The following is a 20379-nucleotide window of genomic DNA, read 5'->3' as shown; positions in this document are numbered from 1 at the left end:
CCCGGGCCGGGTGCTGAGGACTCCGGTCGAGGAATCTCGCGGACCCTCGGGCGTCAGCCCGCGCGGCCCACGAGACCGGGGGCGAGCACGTCGAGCTGGTCGAGGAGCTCGGCCTCGTGCTCGGGCGCGACCAGGCCGAGGGCGGCCGCGAGCCCGTCCCGTCCCCGCGGGTCCCGGTAGACGTCCCACGCGAGCGCGCCCGCGAGAGAGCGTTGCCGGGGGTCGCACGCGGGGTCGGCCGCGATCGCGACGAGCGGGCAGACCTCGGCCAGGCCGTGCGTCCGCACCGACGCGGCCCAGGTCGCGGCCTCCTCGAGCGAGAGTCGGCGCGCGACGTGCCTCGCCGCGACGGCGGTGCGCACGTCGTCGGGCCGGGCCTCGTTCATGAGCAGCAGGAAGGCGCGCTCGCGCGGGGCGCCGTCCTCGGAGGCGACGATCCGCTGCACGCACGCGTGCACGTACGCGGGCCACTCGGCGGGCCGCACGGCCGTCAGGACCCTGAGCACCTGGGCGCGGTCGAACAGGTCGAGCAGCCCGACGGGTGACAGCGCGACGTGACCGCGCGTCGCGGCGTCGACGACGACCTGCAGCGCCTCGCGACGGCGACCGAGCCGGACGAGCGCCCAGGCCCACGTCGCGGTGTGCGCGTACTTGTCGAACCGCAGGCCGAGCACGTCGACGGCGGTCGTCGGCACGCGCTGCAGGGCCGCGAGCGCACCGGCGGGGTCGTCGGCCGTCGCGAGGTCGCGCGCACGTGCCGCGTCCGCCCACGCGGTCGTGCCGGACGCCTCGGCCCAGGCGTCGTACCAGCGCTCCCGTGCGTCGTCGTCGCCGAGCGTCGCGGCGGCGTCGGCCATCGCCCGGGCCAGCTGGGCGCTCTCGCCCGGCAGGAGCGCGCCGGTCGCGTGCGCCTCCTCGGCCGCGGCGAGCGCCTCGACGAGCCGCCCGTCCAGCATGAGCGAGCGAGCCAGGTCGGCCTGCCGCCGCGCGAGCGACGGTGCGGGGGCCCCGGCGGCGAGCGCGGCGTCCAGCGCGGCCCGGGCGATGCGCAGGTTGCGCGCACCCTTGCCCTTCGCGTCGACGACCTCGGGGCGGTAGCCGCTGTGGACGAGGAAGACCCCGGGGAGGTGGCTCATGTCGAGCGGTCGGCCGTCGAGCCGTGCCGGCTGCTCGTGCAGCGCACCCTCGTAGCGGTGCTGGTCACGACGGAGAAGCCGCGCGACGAGCGTGCTCCCGGACTCGCGTCCTGCGACCAGGGCGGCGTCGACCAGCATGACCGTGCGGACGCCGGCCGTGCCCCGTGCGAGCTCGTCGCGCAGCGCGCCCGCGTCGCCGTCGAAGGTCTCGTCGGCGTCGACGGTCAGGACCCACTCGCTCGTCGCGTGCGCGAGGGCCCGGTTGCGCGCGGCGCCGAAGTCGTCGTCCCAGTGGCCCTCGACGACGGTCGTGGCCAGGCGACGGGCGATCTCGAGGGTGCCGTCGGTCGACCCCGTGTCGTAGACGACGACCTCGTCGGCCCACGCGACGGACGCGAGGCACTCCTCGAGGACCGCCTCCTCGTCCTTGACGATGAGGACGGCGGAGACGGTGGTGGCGGTGCGGGACATGCGTCCTCCGGCGGGTGACGTGACGGCACCCACCCATCGGCGGGCGCGGTCCTGCGCTGAGCCGTTCGGGGGACGCGTCAGGCGATGGTGCGCAGCACGCCGTCGTGCGCGCCGGACCGCGGCGTCGGCACGACGTCGAGCGTGGCTCCGGCGGTCGAGGACAGCGCGGCGCGCGCCGCGACCGACGCGTAGTACGCCTGGCGGCGGCGCTCGGCCACGCCGTCGGGACGCGAGGGCGCCGCGACGAGGTCGGGGTCGAACGCGGTGTTGAGGCCGTCGCGCAGCAGGCCGAGGGCCTCGGTGCGCAGCTGGCTGATGCGCGACTGCGTGACGCCCAGGTCCTCGGCGAGCTCGGCGATGCTGCGGTCCTCGAGGTAGAGGCCGGCGATCACGACGCGCAGCCGCTCGGGCAGCTCGGTGACGGCGGCACGCAGCCAGTGCACGCGCTCTCCGGCGAGGAGGTGCTCCTCGGGCGTCTGCTGCGCGTCGCGCAGCGTCTCGGCGACGGGCGTTCCGGGGACGTCGAGCGACAGCACGCGACGCTCGGCGTCGGCGCGCGCCTCGTCGACCGCCGTGACGGCGACGCCGAGGGTCTCGGCGAGCTCGGTGCGCGTCGGGGTGCGGCCCAGCACGCCGCGCAGCCGGTCGGTGGCCGCCTCGAGCTCGCGCGAGCGACGGCGGGCGCCGCGACTGGCCCAGTCCATCGAGCGCAGCTCGTCGAGGAGCGCTCCCTTGATGCGCAGCGTCGCGTACCGCGCGAACGGCACGTTGGTCGACGGGTCGTAGGCGCGGGCGGCGAGCACCAGCGCGAGCGCCCCGGCCGACGCGAGCTCGTCGCGGCTGACCGTCGGGGGCACGCGGTGGAGGATCTCGGACACGTTGTAGCCCACGATCGGCAGGTGCTCGACCACGAGGTCCGTGACGTCCACGGGGGTGCTGTTCACGTTCACACCGACGACCTCGGTCGGCACCGGCACGAGGTTGAGCGTGGGTGCGCGTCCACGTCGCGAGGGCAGAAATGGCCTCATTGGGACCTACGTGTGCGACCCGGGCCCACGAATCGGTCCGAACCCACGTACACCCAGCCACGGGTGTGATGTAGATCACATCGGTTTCACGCGTCGGTCCCCTCCGGTTCCGCGCAAGCGCTTCCGATCAGGCGCGACGCCCGCGGCAGGTCACGGACGCCCGGTTGCCCGAGGCAGGTGTGCTCCGCGGTCCGTACGAAACCGTCAGATCCCGCGACGGTCGTCCGATGGGTAGCGTCGACAGGCCGGTGCGGCGACCAGAGGCGACGGAAGAGGTGGACGGTGGATCAGCGAGCCACCCTCGAGCAGCTGTCGGAGGTCCTCTGGCGGGAGCGGCACCTGCTCGAGCTCCTGCTGTTCAAGCTCGAGGAGGAGCAGCTCGTGCTCAGCTCGGGCCGCACGCGCTGGCTCGGCCACGCGACGCGCGAGGTCGAAGCCGTCCTCGACGAGATCCGCACCGCCGAGCTCGGGCGCGCGACCGAGGCCGACGCCGTCGCGCGGCTGCTGGGGCTCGACCCCGGCGCCGGCCTCGCGGAGCTGGCCGCGCACGCGCCCTCCCCCTGGGACGACCTGCTGCGCACGCACCGCGACGCGTTCGCCTCGCTCACCGCCGAGATCTCCGCGCTCGCCGACGGCAACCGTGAGCTGCTCGCGGTCTCGCACCGCGCCGCGCAGGAGACCCTGATGTCGCTGCACGACACGGTGCAGACCTACGACGGCCAGGGCCAGCGCGCCACCGTCGAGACCCCCCACGCCCGCCTCGTCGACCGGTCGATCTAGGAGACCCGTGAGCACCTTCTCCGGACTCGGGACAGCCCTGAGCTCCCTCATCGCCCAGCGCCAGGCGCTCGACGTCTCGGCGCAGAACGTCGCCAACGCCAAGACCGACGGGTACACGCGTCAGCGCGTCAACCTCTCGTCCGTCGAGGCGGTCAGCGTCCCCTCGATGTTCTCGACGTCGAACGGCGTCGGCCAGGGCGTCCAGAGCTCGGGCACCGTGCGGCTCGGTGACGTGTTCCTCGACGCCAAGGTGCGCGCCGCCGCGAGCACCGCCGGCCAGCTCGCGGTGCGGGGCGACGCCTACACGGCGCTCGAGCGCAGCCTCGGCGAGCCGGCCAAGACCGGTCTGGGCGGCCAGCTCTCCGACCTGTGGGCCGGCTTCGCCGACCTCGCCAACGGCGCCAACCGCGAGGGCGCCCGCGCGGTGGTGCTCGAGCGCGGCGACGCCGTCGCGACGCGCCTGCACACGCTGTACACCGACGCCGCCACGCAGTGGCAGCAGGCCCGGAGCACGACCTCGGCGCTCGTCGACCGCGTCAACGCGGCCGCCTCGTCCGTGGCCGACCTCAACGAGCGCATCCTCGCGATCGAGAGCTCCGGCGGCACCGCGCACGAGCTCGCGGACCAGCGCGACTCGCTCGTCACCGAGCTCTCGTCCCTGGTCGGCGCCTCGAGCCGGGTGCGCGACAACGGCCAGGTCGACGTCCTCGTCGGCGGCAACCTGCTCGTCACGGGCAAGCGCGTCAGCGAGCTCGCCCTGACGGGCGCCGACGCGTTCTCGCAGGCGACCGCGGGCACCGCGGTGCAGGTCGTGTGGGCCGACTTCCCCACCCAGTCCGCGGGTCTCGAGGGCGGCAAGGTCGCCGGGCTGCTGTCCGTGCTGGCGCCGCCCGACCAGGGGGGGCTCCTGACGGGAGCCGCCCAGGAGTACGACAAGGTCGCCCAGGCGCTGCACGACCAGGTCAACGCCCTGCACTCGACAGCGCGGCGCGAGGACGGCACCCCGGGCGGCGACTTCTTCACCGTCACCGCTGGCCAGCCCGCCGCCCTCAGCCTGAAGGTCGCGCTGACGCAGAGCAGCCAGGTCGCGGCCGGCGAGGACGGCAAGGGCCCGTACGACGGCTCGGTCGCCACCGCGATCGCCCAGCTCGGCAGCGCCAACGGCGGCCCCGACGCGATGTGGCGCGCGGTCGTCACCGACATCGGCGTCAAGACGGCCAGCGCGACGTCGCGCGCGACCGTCGCGAACGTCGGGCTGGTCTCCGCCGAGAACCAGCAGCTCGCGAACGCCTCGGTCGACATCGACGAGGAGACCGTGAACATGCTCGCGCACCAGCGCGCGTACGAGGGTGCCGCGCGCGTCCTCACCGCGATCGACGAGATGCTCGACACCCTCATCAACCGCACCGGCATCGTCGGGAGGTGACCTCGATGGTCACACGCGTCACGCACACCACCATCCAGCGGTCGACGCTGGCGAACCTGCAGCAGAGCCTCGCGGCGGGTGCCCGGCTCCAGGCGCAGATGTCGAGCGGCACCAAGATCTCCGTGCCGTCCGACGACCCCGCCGGCGCCCACGACCTGCTGCGGCTGCGCGCCGACCTGCGCGCGAACACCCAGCACGAGCGCAACCGCGCCGACGGCGACGCCTGGCTCACCACGGTCGACGAGGCCGTGCAGCAGTCGCTGTCGATCCTGCGCAAGGCCCGCGACCTCGCGGTGGGCGCCGGCAACGGGTCGCTCAACGCGGACGCGCGTGAGGCGCTCGCGGCCCAGGTGGAGGCCAAGCGCGACGACCTGCTGCAGCAGGCGAACGCGACCTACTCGGGACGCCAGGTCTTCGCCGGCACCAGCAAGGACCCCGCGTTCACCGTCGACCCGACGGCGACGCCCCCGTACACCTTCAACGGGTTCACCGGCGCGTCGGTGGTCCGTGAGATCGGCCCCGGCACGTCCGTCCGCGTCGACGCCGACGGCGCGCAGACCTTCGGGACCGGGGACGACTCGGTGTTCGCCGTCCTGGACAGGCTCGCCGCCTCGATCCGGGCGGGCAGCGGCGACATGTCCGCCGACCTGTCCGCGGTCGACGGTCGCATCTCGGCCCTGCTCGAGCAGGTCGCGTCGGTCGGTGCCCGCCACAGCCAGGTCATCGCGGCCAAGGACGTGCTCATGGCCCGCACGGTCACCCTCCGGGAGCAGATCGGCGGCATCGAGGACATCGACCTCGCGCAGATCACCCTCGACGTGCAGGCCCAGGAGGTCGCGTACCGCGGCGCCCTCGGGGCGGCGGCGAAGGTCCTGCAGCCCTCGCTCCTGGACTTCCTGCGATGAGCGCGCTGCACGCGGCCCCCGTCACGGTCGTCACGCCCTCCGGTCCGTTCGCGGTCCCGCCCGTCCTGCGGGCGGAGACCGCGCTGCCCGGGCTGCCCGACCACCACGAGTGGACGCTCGCCCCGCTCGACGAGACCGGCGTGCTGTTCACGCTGCGCTCCGAGCCCGCGGACGCGCGTCCCGTCCGGCTGTTCGTCGTCGAGCCGCACGCGTTCTTCCCGGACTACGCGCCGCGCGTACCGGCCGAGGCCCGCGCGGCGCTGGGCCTCGCACCGGACGAGACCCCGGTCCTGCTCGTGGTCGTGCACCCCGCGGACGACGACCGCGCGCACCCGTCGGCCAACCTGCTGGCACCGCTCGTCGTCCACCCCGCGGACGGCCGGGCACGGCAGGTCGTGCTCGAGGACGACCTGCCGCTGCGCGCCCCGCTCGCCTGACCGGCGCGGTCCCCGGCCGCAGAAACCTCAGCGCCGGTGCCGAGGTGCCGATGGGTGGGTGAAATCACCCCTGCCCGGGAGGCCACGTGACCACCCCGACCAGCCACGCTCGCGCGAGCGCGTCGATCCTCCGTCAGCCGGTCGTGCACCCCGACCGGAGCATCTTCGCGTACGCCGTGCGCGGGATCGTGCCGGACGGCTCGGGGCTGCCCATGCCCGAGGAGTCGGTCGAGCACCTCGTCGACGCGATGCTCCGCACGATCGACCTCACCCGCCTGGCGGGCGAGCGGCCCCTCGTCATCCGACCGACGCGCTCCGTCCTGGCGAACCCCGAGATGCTCGTGGACCTGCCGCACGGCGTGGTCGTGGAGGTCGCGCCGCACCTGCAGGCCATGCCGACGGCCACCGAGCGGCTCGGCACGCTCGCCGAGGCCGGCGTGCGCCTGGCGCTCGGCGACTTCACGGGGTCGGCGCCGCAGGTCGCGCTGCTGCCGTACGTGCAGATGGTCAAGATCGACGCCGCGCAGGACGCGCGCACGCTCTCCGAGCTCACGGCGCAGGCCGCGTCGCGCGGGGCCGTGGTCGTGGCGGAGAACGCCACCACGCGCGACCGCGTCGACGCCGCGCTCGAGGCGGGCGCCGAGTTCCTGCAGGGGCCGCTCGTGCTCGAGCAGCGCCCGGTCGAGCCCGTGCGCTCGTTCAGCGTCGGGGAGATCCAGTGCCTCGAGGTGATCCGCCTCGTCTCGGGCCCCACCCCCGACCCCTCGGCCTGCGCGCAGACCGTCGCGAGCGACCCCGAGCTGTCGATCCGCGTGCTGCACCTGGTGAACTCCTCGGCCATGGGCGTGCGTCACAAGGTCGACTCGGTGCACCGCGCCGTGGTGCTCGTGGGCCCGCGGCAGCTCGGCGCGCTCGCGACCGCGGCTCTCGTCGGGTCGACGCCGGCCGCGATGGAGACGTTGTGGTACCTCCTGACGCGCGCGACGGCGGTCTCGGGGATCACGGGCGACGACACCGGCTACACCGTCGGCCTGCTCTCGGCCGTCGCGGCGCAGCTCAAGGTCGCGCCCTCGCAGGTGGTGTCCCGCACGGGCGTCTCGCACGACGTCGCCGCCGCGCTGGAGCACCACGCGGGGCGCTACGGGCAGGCGCTCGCGGCGGTGCTCGCGCAGGAGAAGAACGACCCGCAGGCCCTCGCGGCGACGGGCCTCAACCCGTACGACGTCGGACGGGTGTACCTCGACGCGGTGTCGTCGGCGCTGTCGCTCGCGAGCCGGCTCGCCGCGGCGTCCTGACGCCGCACGCACGGAGGGCCGCTCACCCCGCGGGGTGAGCGGCCCTCGTCGTGCTGGGAGGTGCTAGCGGATCAGAACCCGCCGCCGAAGTCCTCGCCACCGCCGGGCGCGGCCGGGGCGGCCTTCTCCGGCTTGTCGGCCACGACGGCCTCGGTGGTGAGGAACAGACCGGCGATCGACGCGGCGTTCTGCAGCGCCGAGCGCGTGACCTTGACCGGGTCGTTGACGCCCGCGGCGAGCAGGTCCTCGTACGTGTTGGTCGCGGCGTTCAGGCCGTGACCCGTCGGGAGGTTGCGCACCTTCTCGGCGACGACGCCGCCCTCGAGACCGGCGTTGATCGCGATCTGCTTGAGCGGGGCCTCGATCGCGAGCTTCACGATCTGCGCACCGGTCGCCTCGTCGCCCTCGAGCACGAGGGTCTCGAACGCCTTGGCACCGGCCTGGATGAGCGCGACGCCACCACCGGCGACGATGCCCTCCTCGACGGCCGCCTTCGCGTTGCGCACGGCGTCCTCGATGCGGTGCTTGCGCTCCTTGAGCTCGACCTCGGTCGCCGCGCCCGCCTTGATGACGGCGACGCCGCCCGCGAGCTTGGCGAGGCGCTCCTGGAGCTTCTCGCGGTCGTAGTCCGAGTCCGAGTTCTCGATCTCGGCGCGGATCTGGTTGACGCGGCCCTGGATCTGGCCGGCGTCGCCGCCGCCCTCGACGATCGTGGTCTCGTCCTTGGTCACGACGACCTTGCGCGCCGTGCCGAGCACCTCGAGGCCGACCTGGTCCAGCTTGAGGCCGACGGTCTCGGAGACGACCTGGCCACCGGTGAGGACGGCCATGTCCTGCAGCATCGCCTTGCGGCGGTCGCCGAAGCCCGGCGCCTTGACGGCGATGGACTTGAAGATGCCGCGGATGCGGTTCACGACGAGCGTCGCGAGCGCCTCGGACTCGACGTCCTCGGCCACGATGAGCAGCGGCTTGCCGGCCTGGATGACCTTCTCCAGCAGCGGCAGCAGGTCCTTGACGTTCGAGACCTTGGACTCGACGAGCAGGACGTACGCGTCCTCGAGGACCGCCTCCTGGCGCTCCGGGTCGGTCACGAAGTACGCCGACAGGTAGCCCTTGTCGAAGCGCATGCCCTCCGTGAGCTCGAGCTCCAGGCCGAGGGCGTTGGACTCCTCGACCGTGATGACACCCTCCTTGCCGACCTTGTCGAGGGCCTCGGCGATGAGCTCGCCGATCGCCGGGTCGCCGGCCGAGATCGCGGCCGTGGCGGCGATCTCCGCCTTGGTCTCGACCTCCTTGGCCTGGTCGAGCAGCGCGACGGTGACGGCCTCGACGGCCTTCTCGATGCCCTTCTTCAGGGCGATCGGGTTGGCGCCGGCGGCGACGTTGCGCAGACCCTCGCGCACGAGCGCCTGGGCCAGGACGGTGGCGGTGGTGGTGCCGTCGCCCGCGACGTCGTCGGTCTTCTTGGCGACCTCCTTGACGAGCTCCGCACCGATGCGCTCGTACGGGTCCTCGAGGTCGATCTCCTTGGCGATGGAGACGCCGTCGTTCGTGATCGTCGGCGCGCCCCACTTCTTGTCGAGCACGACGTTGCGGCCCTTGGGGCCGAGGGTGACCTTGACGGTGTCGGCGAGCGTGTTGAGCCCGCGCTCCATGCTCCGCCGGGCCTCCTCGTCGAAGGCGATGATCTTGGCCATGGGGCTGTGATCCTTCTTCCGGTTCGTGGGGTGGCCGGTCGGTGCCCGCGACGGACGGGTCGGCGTGCGCGCTCACGTCCCGCGCGCGACGACCCTCACCTACGGCCGGTGTGCTGCTGTCACTCTCCACCGGAGAGTGCTAAGTCAATGGTTAGCACTCGACCCCTTCGAGTGCAAGCAGCACCGAGGTCCCTGTCGTCCGCCCACGGCGAAGGTCTAGGGTGCGGACGTGCCCGACGCCGTCGTCGTGAGCCGCGCCCGGCGCGCCCGCGCCCGCGCGGTGCTCGTGCTGGTCGGCGCCCTGCTCGTGACGGGCGCGGGCGTCTCCGGCCCGGCCACCGCGAGCGACGGGCCCGCCGTCGCGACCCCCGCAGCGGACGCGGGCACGGGCACGGGAGCCGTGGGCGGGATCGGCACCGGGGTCGGCACGGGCGTCGCGCACGCGCAGATCGCGCTCCACCAGCAGGCGGTCGCCGTGCTTCCCGACGGCGCGCGCGCCGAGGTGCCGGCGGCCGCGACGGCGACGTACCTGCCGGGGACCCGCGTCCCGGACCCGACGGTGGCCGTGCTCGTCGACGCCCTCGGCGGCACCCCCACGACCACGGCCGCGGTCGGCCCCCGGGCGGCCCGACGGGCTGCCGCGCAGCAGCTCGCGTGGCTCGCGGCCGGCACAGTGCCCGGAGGAACGGGCCGCTACGCCGACCTCGCGCGCGCGGCGCTGCTCGACCTGCACTCGCTCACGGTCGCGGACGGCGTCGTCGTCGCCGCGTGGTCCCCGCACTGGCGCTACGTGTGGCCCCGCGACGCGTCGTTCGTCGCCGTCGCGCTGGCCCGCACGGGCCGCGTCGACGACGCGCTCGCGGTGCTCGACTTCCTGACCCGCGTGCAGGAGCCGGACGGGTCGTTCCAGGCCCGCTACCTGCCGGACGGCTCGGGTCCGCCCGACGACCGCGGGACCCAGAGCGACGGCACGGGCTGGTCGATGTGGGCCGCGGGTCTCGTGCTCGCCGAGGTGGCGCCCGCCGACCGGCCCGCGGTCGCGGCGCGCCTCGCACCGCTCGTCGCGCTGTCCGCGCGGCACGTCCTCACGCTCGTCGCGGACGGGCTGCCGCCCGCGTCGCCGGACTACTGGGAGGTCGCGGAGAGCGAGGTCACGCTCGGCACGGCCGCACCCCTGGTCGCCGGGCTCGAGCAGGCGGCGACCGTGCTGGCCGCGGCCGGCCGGCCCGACGAGGCGGCCGCCGCCGCGACCGGCGCCGCCCGCGCGCGCGACGCCGTGGTCGCCGCGTTCGGACCGGTCGGCTACGGTCGCTACCGCTCACGCACCGTCCCGGACGCGGCCAGCGCGTTCGTCCTCGCACCGTTCTGGTCGCAGCCGCCCGCGGACGGCGCGGCGGCGTGGCGCGCGTCGGTCCCGTCCATGCTGCGCCCGGCGAGCGGCCTCGCACCGGGCGGCGGGTGGCGGCGCGACGGCGTCTCGTGGACGCCGCAGACCTCGCTCTACGCGTGGGTCGCCGCGGAGCAGGGCGACCGCGCGACCGCCGCCCGCTGGCTCGACGTCATCGCCGCCCACCGCACGGCGTCGGGCGCGATCCCCGAGAAGGTGCTGGCCGACGGCGCCCCGGCCGCGGTGGCGCCCCTCGGCTGGAGCGCGGCGTGCGTGCTGCTGGCGCTCGACGCGCTGGACGACCTCGACGCCGCGTGAGGACGCCCGGGCACGCCGACGGCCCGGTCGCGCGGGGCGACCGGGCCGTCCGTGCCGTGCCGCGCCCGCCGCTGCGGGCACCGCACCCACGCGCTCAGACGGGGCGCACCTGCTCGGCCTGCGGCCCCTTGGTCCCCTGCCCCACCTCGAACTCGACCGACTGACCCTCGTCGAGCGAGCGGTAGCCGTCGACCTGGATCGCGCTGTAGTGCACGAAGAGGTCCTGTCCTCCGCCCTCGGGCGTGATGAACCCGAACCCCTTCTCCGCGTTGAACCACTTGACCGTGCCCTGGGCCATGCCGTGCTCCTCGACGTCCGGTGGCCGGGACGATCCGCCGTCGCCCCGGTGCCCGGAGCCTAGTGCGGGGCGTGGTCGCGCGACCAGGGTCTGCTCAGGTGACGCCCGACTCGACCGTCCGGGTGCAGCGGCGGGGCCGTCAGCCGCGCGGGTCGGTGACCAGGACCACCGAGATGGCGCTGCCGGCCCGGGCCGCGTCCACCACGACCGTCGGCACGCCGACCGTGCTCGCGACGAGGTCGGCGGTCGCGCGCAGGTCCTCGGAGGCGATGAACACCGTGGACTGCGCGGGCAGCGACCCGGTGGCGTTGTCGGGCGTGACGGTCGTGAAGCCGGCGCTCGTGAGCTGACCGGCGACCTCGGCCGCGAGCCCCGAGACCCGGGCGCCGTTGAGGACCCGCACGGACGTCGTGAGCACGGGCTGCGGCGCCTCGGTCGTCTCCTCCGGCGGGGGCTGCTCCTCACCGGTGCCGCCGTCGGCGCCGTCGGCGGGCTCGTCCGTCGTGCCGTCGCCGGCGGGCGGTTCCTGCACCTCGCCGCTCGAGCCGCCCGCGGGCGACGCGGCGTCGCCGGGCAGGCTCCCCGTGCGCGACAGGTAGGTCACGGCGCCCCACGCGAGCACGGGCACGACGAGGAGCACGACGAGGAAGGGCCACCAGCGGCTCCACGTGGAGCGCGGGGCACGGTGCACACCCGTCGGGGCGTCGGGCGAGATCGCGTCGAACTCGTCCTCGGGGTACGGGTAGTCGGCCTTGCTCACGGCCGCAAGGCTAACGTCTCGGACGCCGCGCACAGGTCAGGCCCGCCGTCCCGCGTCGACGGGTGCGTGACATACCGGGACGCACCACCCACGACGACGCTCAGGCCTCGGCGCCCAGTCGGCGGGCGGTCCGCGCCCGCTGGCGCGACGACCGCATGCGACGCAGCCGCTTGACGAGCATCGGGTCGTGCGCGAGCGCCGCGGGCTCGTCGATCAACGCGTTGAGGAGCTGGTAGTACCGGGTGGCCGACATGTCGAACAGCTCACGGACCGCCTGTTCCTTGGCGCCCGCGTACTTCCACCACTGACGCTCGAACTCCAGGACCTGGCGGTCGCGGTCGCTGAGGCCGTCGGCCGGGCGCGGGGCGTCCGGGAGGTCGTCGTGCGCGGACGTGGGGACAGCCGTGGCGTCCAAGGCTCCTCCTCGTTCGGACCTCGTCGTGAGCGGCGGCAGCGGGTGGTCCTGCTCCGCCGTCCATCGTACGTGCGGAACCACAACGGTGTCATTCGTCGCGCGGGGCGCCGCGCGGCGCGAGCGGCCGGTAGCGTGCTCGCCCGTGACCGTGCCCCTCGACCAGCTCGTGGCCCCCGACTGGGCGCGCGCCCTGTCCCCCGCCGAGCCCGCGCTGCACGCGGCCGGGAGGTTCCTGCGGGACGAGGTCGCCGCCGGCCGCGAGTACCTGCCGGCGTCCGACGCGATCCTGCGCGCGTTCACGCGGCCCCTCGCCGACGTCCGCGTGCTGGTGGTCGGCCAGGACCCGTACCCGACCCCCGGGCACGCGATGGGTCTGTCCTTCTCGGTGCAGCCCGACGTGCGACCGCTGCCGCGCTCGCTCGCGAACGTGTTCCGCGAGCTCGTCGACGACCTCGGCGTCCCCGCGCCCACGTGCGGCGACCTCTCGCCGTGGGCCGACCGCGGCGTCATGCTGCTCAACAGGGTCCTGACGGTGCGGCCGGGCGAGCCCGCGTCGCACCGGGGCCACGGGTGGGAGCAGGTCACCGACCGCGCGATCGCGGCGCTCGTCGAGCGTGGCGGGCCCCTGGTCGCCGTGCTGTGGGGTCGTGACGCGCAGTCGCTGCGCCCCGCCCTGGGCGACGTGCCCGTGGTCGCGAGCGCCCACCCCAGCCCGCTGTCCGCGAGCCGCGGGTTCTTCGGCTCGCGCCCGTTCTCGCGCGTCGACGCGCTGCTGCGCGAGCAGGGCGCGGAGCCCGTGGACTGGCGCCTGCCCTGACGGCGCGGCGCATGATGGGGGCATGACCGCCGCGCACGACCCCGAGGGCACGACCGCACCACGACCCGCCGCCGCCCCGCCGGGCACCGACCCGACGGTGCCGGACGGTCCCGCGCCGCGCTGGACGCGGTACGTCGCGTGCGGCGACTCCTTCACCGAGGGGCTGTGGGACGCCCCCGACGGCGAGGACGGCCCGCTGCGCGGGTGGGCCGACCAGCTCGCGTCGCACCTGTCGGCGCGACGCACGGCCGCGGACCTGCCGGCGCTCGAGTACGCGAACCTCGCGGTCCGGGGCCGGCTCATGCGCCCGATCCTCACCGAGCAGGTGCCGGTCGCGCGCGGCCTGTCCCCGGACCTCGTGAGCCTGGTCGGCGGCGGCAACGACGTGCTGCGGCCGTCGGTCGACGTGGACCGCGTCGCGGCCGACCTCGAGCGCGCGGTCGCGCGGCTGCGCGCGGACGGCACCGACGTGCTGCTCTCGACCGGGTTCGACGCGCGCGAGAGCCCGCTGGTGCGCACGACGCGCAGCCGCACCGGCGTCTTCAGCGCGCACGTCTGGTCGATCGCGCGGCGGCACGGCGCGTACGTCCTGGACCTGTGGGGCATGCGCAGCCTGCTCGACTGGCGCATGTGGTCGGAGGACCGCATCCACCTGACGACCGACGGGCACGCGCGCGTCGCGCAGGCGGCGCTGGTCGCCCTGGGCCTGCCGCCGGACCGACCGGACTGGGACGACCCGCTGGCACCGCTGCCGCCCGTGCCCCGCGTCGAGCGGGCGCGTGCCGACGCGCGCTGGCTGCGCGACCACGCGTACCCGTGGGCGACGCGCCGGCTGCGGCGGCAGTCGTCGGGCGACTCCCGCGTCGCCAAGCGACCGGAGCCGCTGCCGGTCGAGTGAGCGCCCGTGCGGCGGCGCGCCGGCGGGCTACGGGCAGGTGAGCAGGCCGCCCGTGCCCGTCAGGTCGCCGCGCAGCTGGATCGCGGACGTCCGCCCCGCCTCGACGGTGTGGAACGACCCCCACGCGGTCGTGCCGCGCACCGTGACGACGCGCGGCACGTCGCCGCAGCCGCTGGTCGCGACGAGCACGAGACCGCCGGTCCCGTCGGTCAGGGCGCGGGCGACGAAGGGCAGCCCGGGGTCGGACAGGTTGACGTCGACCTGCCAGGTGACGGGTGTCGCGCTGGTCGTCGAGACGGCCAGGTTCGCGAGCCACGTCGTGGTGGACGGGTACCCCCACTGCTGGAGGTTCGTGAGGGTCACCGCGCACGACGCCCCCGGGGCGTCCGGCACCGTGCAGCGCAGGAACGGCTGCTGCCCCGTCCAGGTCGCCGGCACGAGCCAGCCGTCGACGGTCACGCGGGGGACGAGACCCGCGGCCGGGGTGAACGCGCCGCCCGGCACGGTGGTCGTGGCGGCGGCCGCGGCCTGGCCGGTGAAGCGGAGCGACTGCGCCGACGACGACGTCACGGCGGGGTCGTAGAGGCTGACGACGAGCGGGCGTCCGACGCACGCGGGCTGGACGCCGGTGACGCGGACCCCGGAGCCGGGCGCCGCGGTGAGCGCGAGCGGCGCCTCCTGGCAGCGCGCGGTGGTGGCCGCCCACGCCCGCCCGCCGCCGGACCCGCCGACGAGCGGCAGGCTCGCGGCCGACGCGACCTGCGCCGCGAGCACGACGAGCGCGAGCACGAGGACGGCCGCGCTGCTCAGCGTGACGGCGATGCGGCGCACCGCGCGGCGGCGGATCACGTGCGGACCCGCGGCGCGGCCGGCCACACGACGAGCGCGAGCGCGAGCACCAGCACACTGGCCCACACGCCGGGGTTGGCGGCCCACCCGATCGCGAGCCCGACGCGCGGCACGTGCAGCAGCTCGACGCCGACGACCTCGTCCTGCGTCGGGGTGAAGGGGTCGGCCTGGTCGTTGTTGTCGCCCTGGAGCTGCCAGCCGCCCGGGTCGCCACCGATGACGCGGTGGATGATGCGCGCACCCTCGAGCGCAGCGGGCCGGTAGATCACGACGTCACCCACCCGGGGGACGCCGCAGCGGGCGACGACGATGTCACCCGTGCGGTACGTCGGCTCCATCGAGTGCCCGGAGACGAGCGTGAAGGACGTGCAGCCGCCGAGGTTGGTGGGCCACAGCAGGAGCACCGCGACCGCGAGCGCGACGTACGAGGCCGCCGTCCGCGCAGCACGCAGCACCCGCCGGGTCCCGGCGGGTGCTGCGAGCTGGCGGCGGGCCAAGGTCAGGCGCCGTAGACCGTGACGGCGACCTTGCTGATGCTGTTGATCTGCGCGGCCGTGAGCGCCTTGCCGAACGAGCCGTCGGCACCGTTCAGCTTCAGCGTCACGGGGCCGCCCGCGGCGGGGACGGTGCCGCTGTAGACGTCGCCGATCTGCGTACCCGTGGCCGAGCCGAGCGCGACCTTGACGGTCTTGCCGCCGCACGCGGCGTCGAAGGACGTGAGGGTGAGCGCGTCGGCCTCGGACGCGAAGCCGAAGGACGACCCCGTGGCGAGCGTGCCGGCGGGCGCGGACGTGAGGCCGTACGACACGGCGACGGCGCTGGTCTGGCAGACCGCGGTCGTGACGGCCGCGGTGCCGGCCTGGGCGACCGCCGCGGACGTGCCGTTGACGTTGAGCTGCGACGCGGACGCGAGCGAGAGGCCGGCGACGCCGAGCACGGCGAGGCCGACGGCGAGGAGCTTGCGGCGGTTCGCGCGCTTGGAGGACGTGGGCATGGGTGAGCCCCTTCTTGGACGAGCGTTCAGGTGGGTGCGCATCCACTATCGATCCGGCCCGTCACCCGCCCGGAGGAGGCCTAGGTGAAAACTCCCGGGGTGCGCCGGACATGCCCGAGTTCTTCACCCGAGAACCGTCCGCGAGGCGCCGTTTTTGAGACACGAACCCCCAGGTCAGGGGGACTTTCGTCCCGGCGCGGGCGCGTGGCCTGCGTCACGTCCGTGCGGCGCCCCGGGGCGCGCGACGGGCCGTGCGCGGCCCGGCTCAGTCCGTGCGGTCCTCGCCCTGCAGCACGCCCAGCGGCACGCGCGCCTCGACGAGCGCACCGCCGCCGGCACCCGGCCCGACGTGCAGCGAGCCCCCCGCGATGCGCAGCCGCTGGGCCAGCCGCGCGGTGCCCGTCGTGGGGTCCTGCTCGGCCGGCGCGTCGAACGACCCGCCGTCGTTCGCGACGACCACCTCGAGCACGCCGTCGTCGACGTCCATCCGCACGTCGACGCGCGACGGCGGGCCGTGCTTGAGCGCGTTCGTCACGGCCTCCTCGACGACCCGCACGACCAGCAGCCGCTCGGGGATCGTCAGGCCGCCGCGGGTCGGGTCGTCGACGCCGCGCAGCTCCTCCCCCACGACGAGGTTCGTGGCGATCGTGGCCGGAAGCCTGCCGAGCAGGGCCCGGACGGCGGGCACGACCCCGAGCTCGAGACGGTCCGGGTAGAGCAGCCGGCTCATGCGGCGCACGTCGAGGTCGCGCGCCTCCGCGAGCTGCGAGCGCACCCAGCGCACGTCGGCGGTGGCCGCGGGCAGCGCCCGCTCGGTCGCGGCCTGGACCGCGTCGAGGCGCGCGTCGACGAGCACCAGACGCTGCTGCAGCGTCCCGTGCAGACCCTCGGCGACCGCGCGCCGCACCCGGATCTCCTCGTCCTCGAGCGCCCGGACCGCGTGCTCGACGCTCACGGCCTCGCGCTCGGCCTCCCGCGTCGCGACCCGCGACCGCCGCAGGGACACCATCGACGCGACGCCGATGGCGGTCGAGATCAGGGCGATCAGCGTGCCGGAGAGCACCTCGGCGCCCAGGGCCCGGGCCTCGTCGAGCGCGTACACGCCCACGACGACCTGCGCCGCGACCCGCAGCGTCCCCATGAACAGCGCCGCGACCGCCCCGCGCAGCGCGACGCCGGCCACGGTCGGCGTCGCGTGCACGCGCAGCACGACGAGGGCGGCCACCAGGCCCGCGACGGCCACCCCGTTGGCGAGCAGACGACGCCACAGCTCGACCGTGCCCCACTCCGGCAGCAGCTGGGAGTAGATCCACGAGCTCTGCAGCGCGGCCCCGAGCGCGTACCCGAGCGCGACGACGCCCGCGCCGCGCAGCAGGGCGCGACGGTCGGCGACCTCGTCGCCGTGCCGGACCGCGGCCTGCACCCCGTCCTGTCCGCCCTGCATGATTTCACCCCGCTCGGTGCCGTCGTCGCCTGACGCGTCCCGCGCGCGACGGCACCCCCGCGACGATACTGGTCGAGATGATCCCAGCCACTCCTGTCCGTCGTCTGCGCGTCGCGATCGTCGAGGACCAGCCGCTGTTCCGCTCGATGCTCGAGCGTTCCTTCGGCGACGCCGGCGGCTTCGAGGTCGTCGCCGCGCTCGGCTCGGTCACCGAGGCGCGCGCGGTCCTCAGCCCCGGCCTCGTCGACGTCGTCGTGCTCGACATCGACCTGCCCGACGGCAACGGCATCGCCCTGGGTGTGACCCTGCGCCGCTCGCAGCCGCAGCTGGGGATCCTGCTGCTGTCGGCGCACGACGCGATGGACCTGCTGCTGGACCTGCCGCGCGACGTCGCGCACGGCTGGGGCTACCTGTCCAAGACGTCGACGACGAGCGAGCCGACGCTGCTGCACGCGGTGCGCGCCGCGGCCGCGGGCGAGACGGTGCTGGACCCCGCGCTGCTCGAGCGGGTCGCGCCGCGGGCTGGGTCGAGCGTCGCGCGCCTCACGCAGCGCCAGTACACGGTGCTGCGGCTGCTCGCGCAGGGGCTGTCGAACGCAGGCATCGCCGCGCAGCTCGGCATCACCGAGAAGTCGGTGCAGAACCACGTCTACGCGGTCTACACGACCCTGGGGATCGACACCGACCCGGCGCGCAACCCGCGGGTGAGCGCGGCGCTGCGGCTGCTCGAGGAGACGGGCCCCGCGCTCTGACCTCGCCGCGGCCGGTCGTGGCCGCGCCCCGCCCGGGCGCCGACCGTGGGTGCCGCGTGCGAGTCTGGTGCGGGTGACCGTCGAGGACTCGAGGAGGACGTCGTGGTGCTGATCGGCGCGCACGTGCGCGGGGACGACCCGGTGTCGGAGGCCCAGCGCGTCGGCGCGCAGGCCGTCCAGGTGTTCCTGGCCGACCCGCAGGGCTGGAAGAAGCCCGTGCGCCGCGACGACGCGGACGCGCTCGTCGCGTCGGGCCTGGGCATCTACGCGCACGCGCCGTACCTGGTGAACGTCGCGTCGACGAACAACCGGATCCGCATCCCGAGCCGGAACATGATCGCGCAGCACACCGCCGCCGCGGCCGACCTCGGCGCGCGCGGCCTGGTCGTGCACGGCGGTCACGTGGGCGACGGCGACGACGTCGCGATCGGGTTCGACAACTGGCGCAAGACGTTCGAGCGCGCGACGTTCCCCGTGCGCGTGCTGGTCGAGAACACCGCGGGCGGCGAGAACGCGTGCGCGCGCACGCTCGACCGGTGGGCGATGCTGTGGGACGCGATCGGCGGCCACGACGTCGGCGTGTGCCTCGACACGTGCCACGCGTGGGCGGCCGGCGAGGACCTCGAGACGATCGTCGAGCGGCTGACCGCGATCACGGGCCGCATCGACCTCGTGCACGCCAACTCCTCGCGTGACCCGCACGGGTCGAGCCGCGACCGGCACGCGTCCTTCGCCGACGGCACGATCCCGCCCGAGCTCATCGCGCACGTCGTGCGCGAGGCGGGCTGCGACGTGGTCGTCGAGACGCCCGCCGAGGGTCAGGCCGAGGACGTGGCGTACCTGCGCGAGGCGCTCGGCGCCTGAGCGGCGGCGCGCCGCCCACGGCGTCCGACGGCGAGTCAGTAGGGCGACCACCAGACTCCGGGCGTGGCTCGCGAGCAGATGACTGCGACCGACGCGCTCCTCTTCAGATCTCCGAGGACGAGCACCACTCCACGGTTGCACCGTCCAGGCGTGGGGTTCCCGGCTCGCGCGGAAGCTGCCGGCCCCGGGGCTCGACGGCAGCACCAGAAGCCGACACGCACGAGCGAGTCGCGAATCACCACGCGTCGCCGGTCACTGCGCCAATCGAGGCGTTCGCGACGATGTCAGACCATGATGATTGACTCGGCGCATGTCGATGACACGGGCGAAGATGGTGGCTGCGTCCTACCTGAACATCGCGGCCGCGTCGGGGATTGTATCCGGAGTGGTCGCGACCGCTCTCGTCGGCACATTCAGACCCGCTCCGCTCACGGTCTTCGTCCTGGCGGCGACCGGTTCGGCGCTGACGGCCGCGCACTTCGCACCTCGCACCGGCAGGTGGTGGCCGCTCGTGATGACGCTCGCACCACTGGCCTTTCTCGTCGCGTCCGTAATCTTCTGGGTGTCCGCCGCCTACTTCCGGTGGATGGTCGGGGCGGTCACGCTGGCCAGTCCTGAAGACGGCATGACGCTCGCGGCGACGTCGTGGTTGCCAGCTTCGCTGGTGGGCGCTGCGGTGTACGCAGCCGCAGGCCCGGCAGAGGAGACTGGTACGCCCTGCTCTACCCTCCAGGGTGGCGCGAAGGCCTCCGCCGCCGCCCTGATCGTTCTCCCGTTCGTTCTGCAGGGCGTTCCGAACGTCGTCGCACCACGCGCTCTGCAGGTCTTCGCGGTCGTGCATTGTCACGGCACGCCCATGCTAGGCACGTTGGTTGATCACGACATGGCCGTGCAGTGGATTCCATCAGCAGCCGACGTCGACGTCGACTGGGAACAGAGCTCCACCGTCGCCATCGTCAACGGCCAAGCAATCACACCGCTCGAGGTCCCGCCCCTGCTCCCGTCTGGGAGCTATTTCCATCGCCGCTACTTGATGGAAGGGACGACAGCGGTCGACAGCGGACGAACGGGGCAGACGTTCGCCAACGAGTATCGCAGCGCCCTCTTCCGGGCATTCACGCTCGGCGCGTCACCCCTGCCGAACACGGCGGTTCGTGCAGAACTCGAGGTCTGCGGTGCGCAGTGACCGGACCCCGCGCACTGGCCGCGTGCGGCACGCGTCGCACGGGTGTGGGTGAGACAAACCTGCGACTGGTCGGAAGCTTCCGCCCGTCCGTCGACGGATGCGCGCTCGCAACCAGGTGGAGCCCCCTGTCGGATTCGAACCGACGACCTGCTGTTTACAAGACAGCTGCTCTGGCCAGCTGAGCTAAGGAGGCGAGGCGGCCAGGGTACCGGCCGCGACGCG

At 74.6% G+C, this 20379-nt stretch carries 21 protein-coding genes and 1 tRNA gene; 11 read left to right on the top strand and 11 right to left on the bottom strand.

Going from position 1 to position 20379, the window contains the following annotated elements:
• Nucleotides 1–53: 53 nt before the first annotated feature.
• Both ATM99_RS04730 and ATM99_RS04725 read right to left on the bottom strand, forming a co-directional pair.
• Complete coding sequence (locus ATM99_RS04730; protein ID WP_062101772.1) at nt 54–1607, bottom strand: glycosyltransferase family 2 protein; 1554 nt, start codon at nt 1605–1607, stop codon at nt 54–56.
• Nucleotides 1608–1684: 77 nt separating this feature from the next.
• Complete coding sequence (locus ATM99_RS04725) at nt 1685–2584, bottom strand: sigma-70 family RNA polymerase sigma factor (RefSeq protein ID WP_223304803.1); 900 nt, start codon at nt 2582–2584, stop codon at nt 1685–1687.
• 333 nt (nt 2585–2917) lie between these two features.
• On the opposite strand from ATM99_RS04725, the gene ATM99_RS04720 reads away from it, so the two are divergent.
• From ATM99_RS04720 to ATM99_RS04700, 5 genes are all read left to right on the top strand, one after another.
• On the top strand, nt 2918–3415 hold the full coding sequence (locus tag ATM99_RS04720) for a flagellar protein FlgN (RefSeq protein ID WP_062101771.1): 498 nt from the start codon (nt 2918–2920) through the stop codon (nt 3413–3415).
• Between the two features lie 7 nt (nt 3416–3422).
• Nucleotides 3423–4841 carry a flagellar hook-associated protein FlgK gene (flgK, locus tag ATM99_RS04715; RefSeq protein ID WP_062101770.1) on the top strand — a complete coding sequence of 473 codons (1419 nt, stop codon included), beginning with the start codon at nt 3423–3425 and terminating at the stop codon, nt 4839–4841.
• A 5-nt stretch (nt 4842–4846) separates the two neighbouring features.
• The gene (gene flgL / locus ATM99_RS04710) at nt 4847–5746 is read left to right on the top strand and encodes a flagellar hook-associated protein FlgL (RefSeq protein WP_062101805.1); all 900 of its coding nucleotides are present in this window, start codon (nt 4847–4849) and stop codon (nt 5744–5746) included.
• Nucleotides 5743–6183: a flagellar assembly protein FliW gene (locus ATM99_RS04705; RefSeq protein WP_062101769.1), complete on the top strand. Its 441-nt coding sequence runs from the start codon at nt 5743–5745 to the stop codon at nt 6181–6183. Before flgL ends, ATM99_RS04705 begins: the two co-directional genes overlap by 4 nt.
• A gap of 86 nt (nt 6184–6269) precedes the next feature.
• A complete protein-coding gene (locus ATM99_RS04700) occupies nt 6270–7478 on the top strand; it encodes an EAL and HDOD domain-containing protein (RefSeq protein WP_062101768.1) in 1209 nt (402 codons plus the stop codon).
• Between the two features lie 71 nt (nt 7479–7549).
• Here the strand turns inward: ATM99_RS04700 and groL are convergent, their stop codons facing one another.
• Nucleotides 7550–9175 carry a chaperonin GroEL gene (gene groL / locus ATM99_RS04695; protein ID WP_062101767.1) on the bottom strand — a complete coding sequence of 542 codons (1626 nt, stop codon included), beginning with the start codon at nt 9173–9175 and terminating at the stop codon, nt 7550–7552.
• Between the two features lie 229 nt (nt 9176–9404).
• Between groL and ATM99_RS04690 the strand changes: the two genes are divergently transcribed.
• Complete coding sequence (locus ATM99_RS04690; protein WP_062101766.1) at nt 9405–10880, top strand: hypothetical protein; 1476 nt, start codon at nt 9405–9407, stop codon at nt 10878–10880.
• Nucleotides 10881–10974: 94 nt separating this feature from the next.
• Here the strand turns inward: ATM99_RS04690 and ATM99_RS04685 are convergent, their stop codons facing one another.
• From ATM99_RS04685 to ATM99_RS04675, 3 genes are all read right to left on the bottom strand, one after another.
• A complete protein-coding gene (locus tag ATM99_RS04685; RefSeq protein WP_062101765.1) occupies nt 10975–11178 on the bottom strand; it encodes a cold-shock protein in 204 nt (67 codons plus the stop codon).
• 139 nt (nt 11179–11317) lie between these two features.
• Nucleotides 11318–11938: a LytR C-terminal domain-containing protein gene (locus tag ATM99_RS04680; protein ID WP_062101764.1), complete on the bottom strand. Its 621-nt coding sequence runs from the start codon at nt 11936–11938 to the stop codon at nt 11318–11320.
• 100 nt (nt 11939–12038) lie between these two features.
• Nucleotides 12039–12353, bottom strand: a complete 315-nt coding sequence (locus ATM99_RS04675; RefSeq protein WP_062101763.1) for a DUF3263 domain-containing protein — start codon at nt 12351–12353, stop codon at nt 12039–12041.
• A 142-nt stretch (nt 12354–12495) separates the two neighbouring features.
• On the opposite strand from ATM99_RS04675, the gene ATM99_RS04670 reads away from it, so the two are divergent.
• Both ATM99_RS04670 and ATM99_RS04665 read left to right on the top strand, forming a co-directional pair.
• Nucleotides 12496–13170 (top strand): uracil-DNA glycosylase, encoded by a 675-nt coding sequence (locus tag ATM99_RS04670; RefSeq protein WP_062101762.1) that lies wholly within the window; start codon nt 12496–12498, stop codon nt 13168–13170.
• A gap of 22 nt (nt 13171–13192) precedes the next feature.
• A complete protein-coding gene (locus tag ATM99_RS04665) occupies nt 13193–14068 on the top strand; it encodes an SGNH/GDSL hydrolase family protein (protein WP_082659276.1) in 876 nt (291 codons plus the stop codon).
• 27 nt (nt 14069–14095) lie between these two features.
• Here the strand turns inward: ATM99_RS04665 and ATM99_RS04660 are convergent, their stop codons facing one another.
• From ATM99_RS04660 to ATM99_RS04645, 4 genes are all read right to left on the bottom strand, one after another.
• A complete protein-coding gene (locus ATM99_RS04660; protein ID WP_150118127.1) occupies nt 14096–14917 on the bottom strand; it encodes a hypothetical protein in 822 nt (273 codons plus the stop codon).
• Nucleotides 14914–15414: a signal peptidase I gene (locus ATM99_RS18560; protein WP_190278773.1), complete on the bottom strand. Its 501-nt coding sequence runs from the start codon at nt 15412–15414 to the stop codon at nt 14914–14916. The genes ATM99_RS04660 and ATM99_RS18560 overlap by 4 nt, the downstream gene beginning before the upstream one ends.
• Nucleotides 15415–15416: 2 nt before the next feature.
• Nucleotides 15417–15911: a hypothetical protein gene (locus tag ATM99_RS19225; protein WP_062101759.1), complete on the bottom strand. Its 495-nt coding sequence runs from the start codon at nt 15909–15911 to the stop codon at nt 15417–15419.
• Nucleotides 15912–16176: 265 nt separating this feature from the next.
• A complete protein-coding gene (locus tag ATM99_RS04645; protein ID WP_062101758.1) occupies nt 16177–17355 on the bottom strand; it encodes a sensor histidine kinase in 1179 nt (392 codons plus the stop codon).
• Between the two features lie 77 nt (nt 17356–17432).
• Here ATM99_RS04645 and ATM99_RS04640 point away from each other — a divergent pair, with 77 nt between their 5' ends.
• The 3 genes from ATM99_RS04640 (at nt 17433) to ATM99_RS04630 (ending at nt 20157) form a co-directional block, all read left to right on the top strand.
• Nucleotides 17433–18107 carry a response regulator transcription factor gene (locus ATM99_RS04640; protein ID WP_062101757.1) on the top strand — a complete coding sequence of 225 codons (675 nt, stop codon included), beginning with the start codon at nt 17433–17435 and terminating at the stop codon, nt 18105–18107.
• Nucleotides 18108–18209: 102 nt separating this feature from the next.
• Nucleotides 18210–18971, top strand: coding sequence for a deoxyribonuclease IV (locus ATM99_RS04635; RefSeq protein WP_190278772.1), 762 nt, complete (start codon nt 18210–18212; stop codon nt 18969–18971).
• Between the two features lie 310 nt (nt 18972–19281).
• Nucleotides 19282–20157, top strand: coding sequence for a hypothetical protein (locus tag ATM99_RS04630; RefSeq protein ID WP_062101756.1), 876 nt, complete (start codon nt 19282–19284; stop codon nt 20155–20157).
• A 116-nt stretch (nt 20158–20273) separates the two neighbouring features.
• Here the strand turns inward: ATM99_RS04630 and ATM99_RS04625 are convergent.
• Nucleotides 20274–20350: transfer RNA gene (locus ATM99_RS04625), tRNA-Thr, on the bottom strand.
• Nucleotides 20351–20379 lie beyond the last annotated feature (29 nt).

It is taken from the genome of Cellulomonas sp. B6 (assembly GCF_001462455.1).
Taxonomy (GTDB): domain Bacteria; phylum Actinomycetota; class Actinomycetes; order Actinomycetales; family Cellulomonadaceae; genus Cellulomonas.
This window is presented reverse-complemented; position numbering and strand designations above follow the sequence as displayed.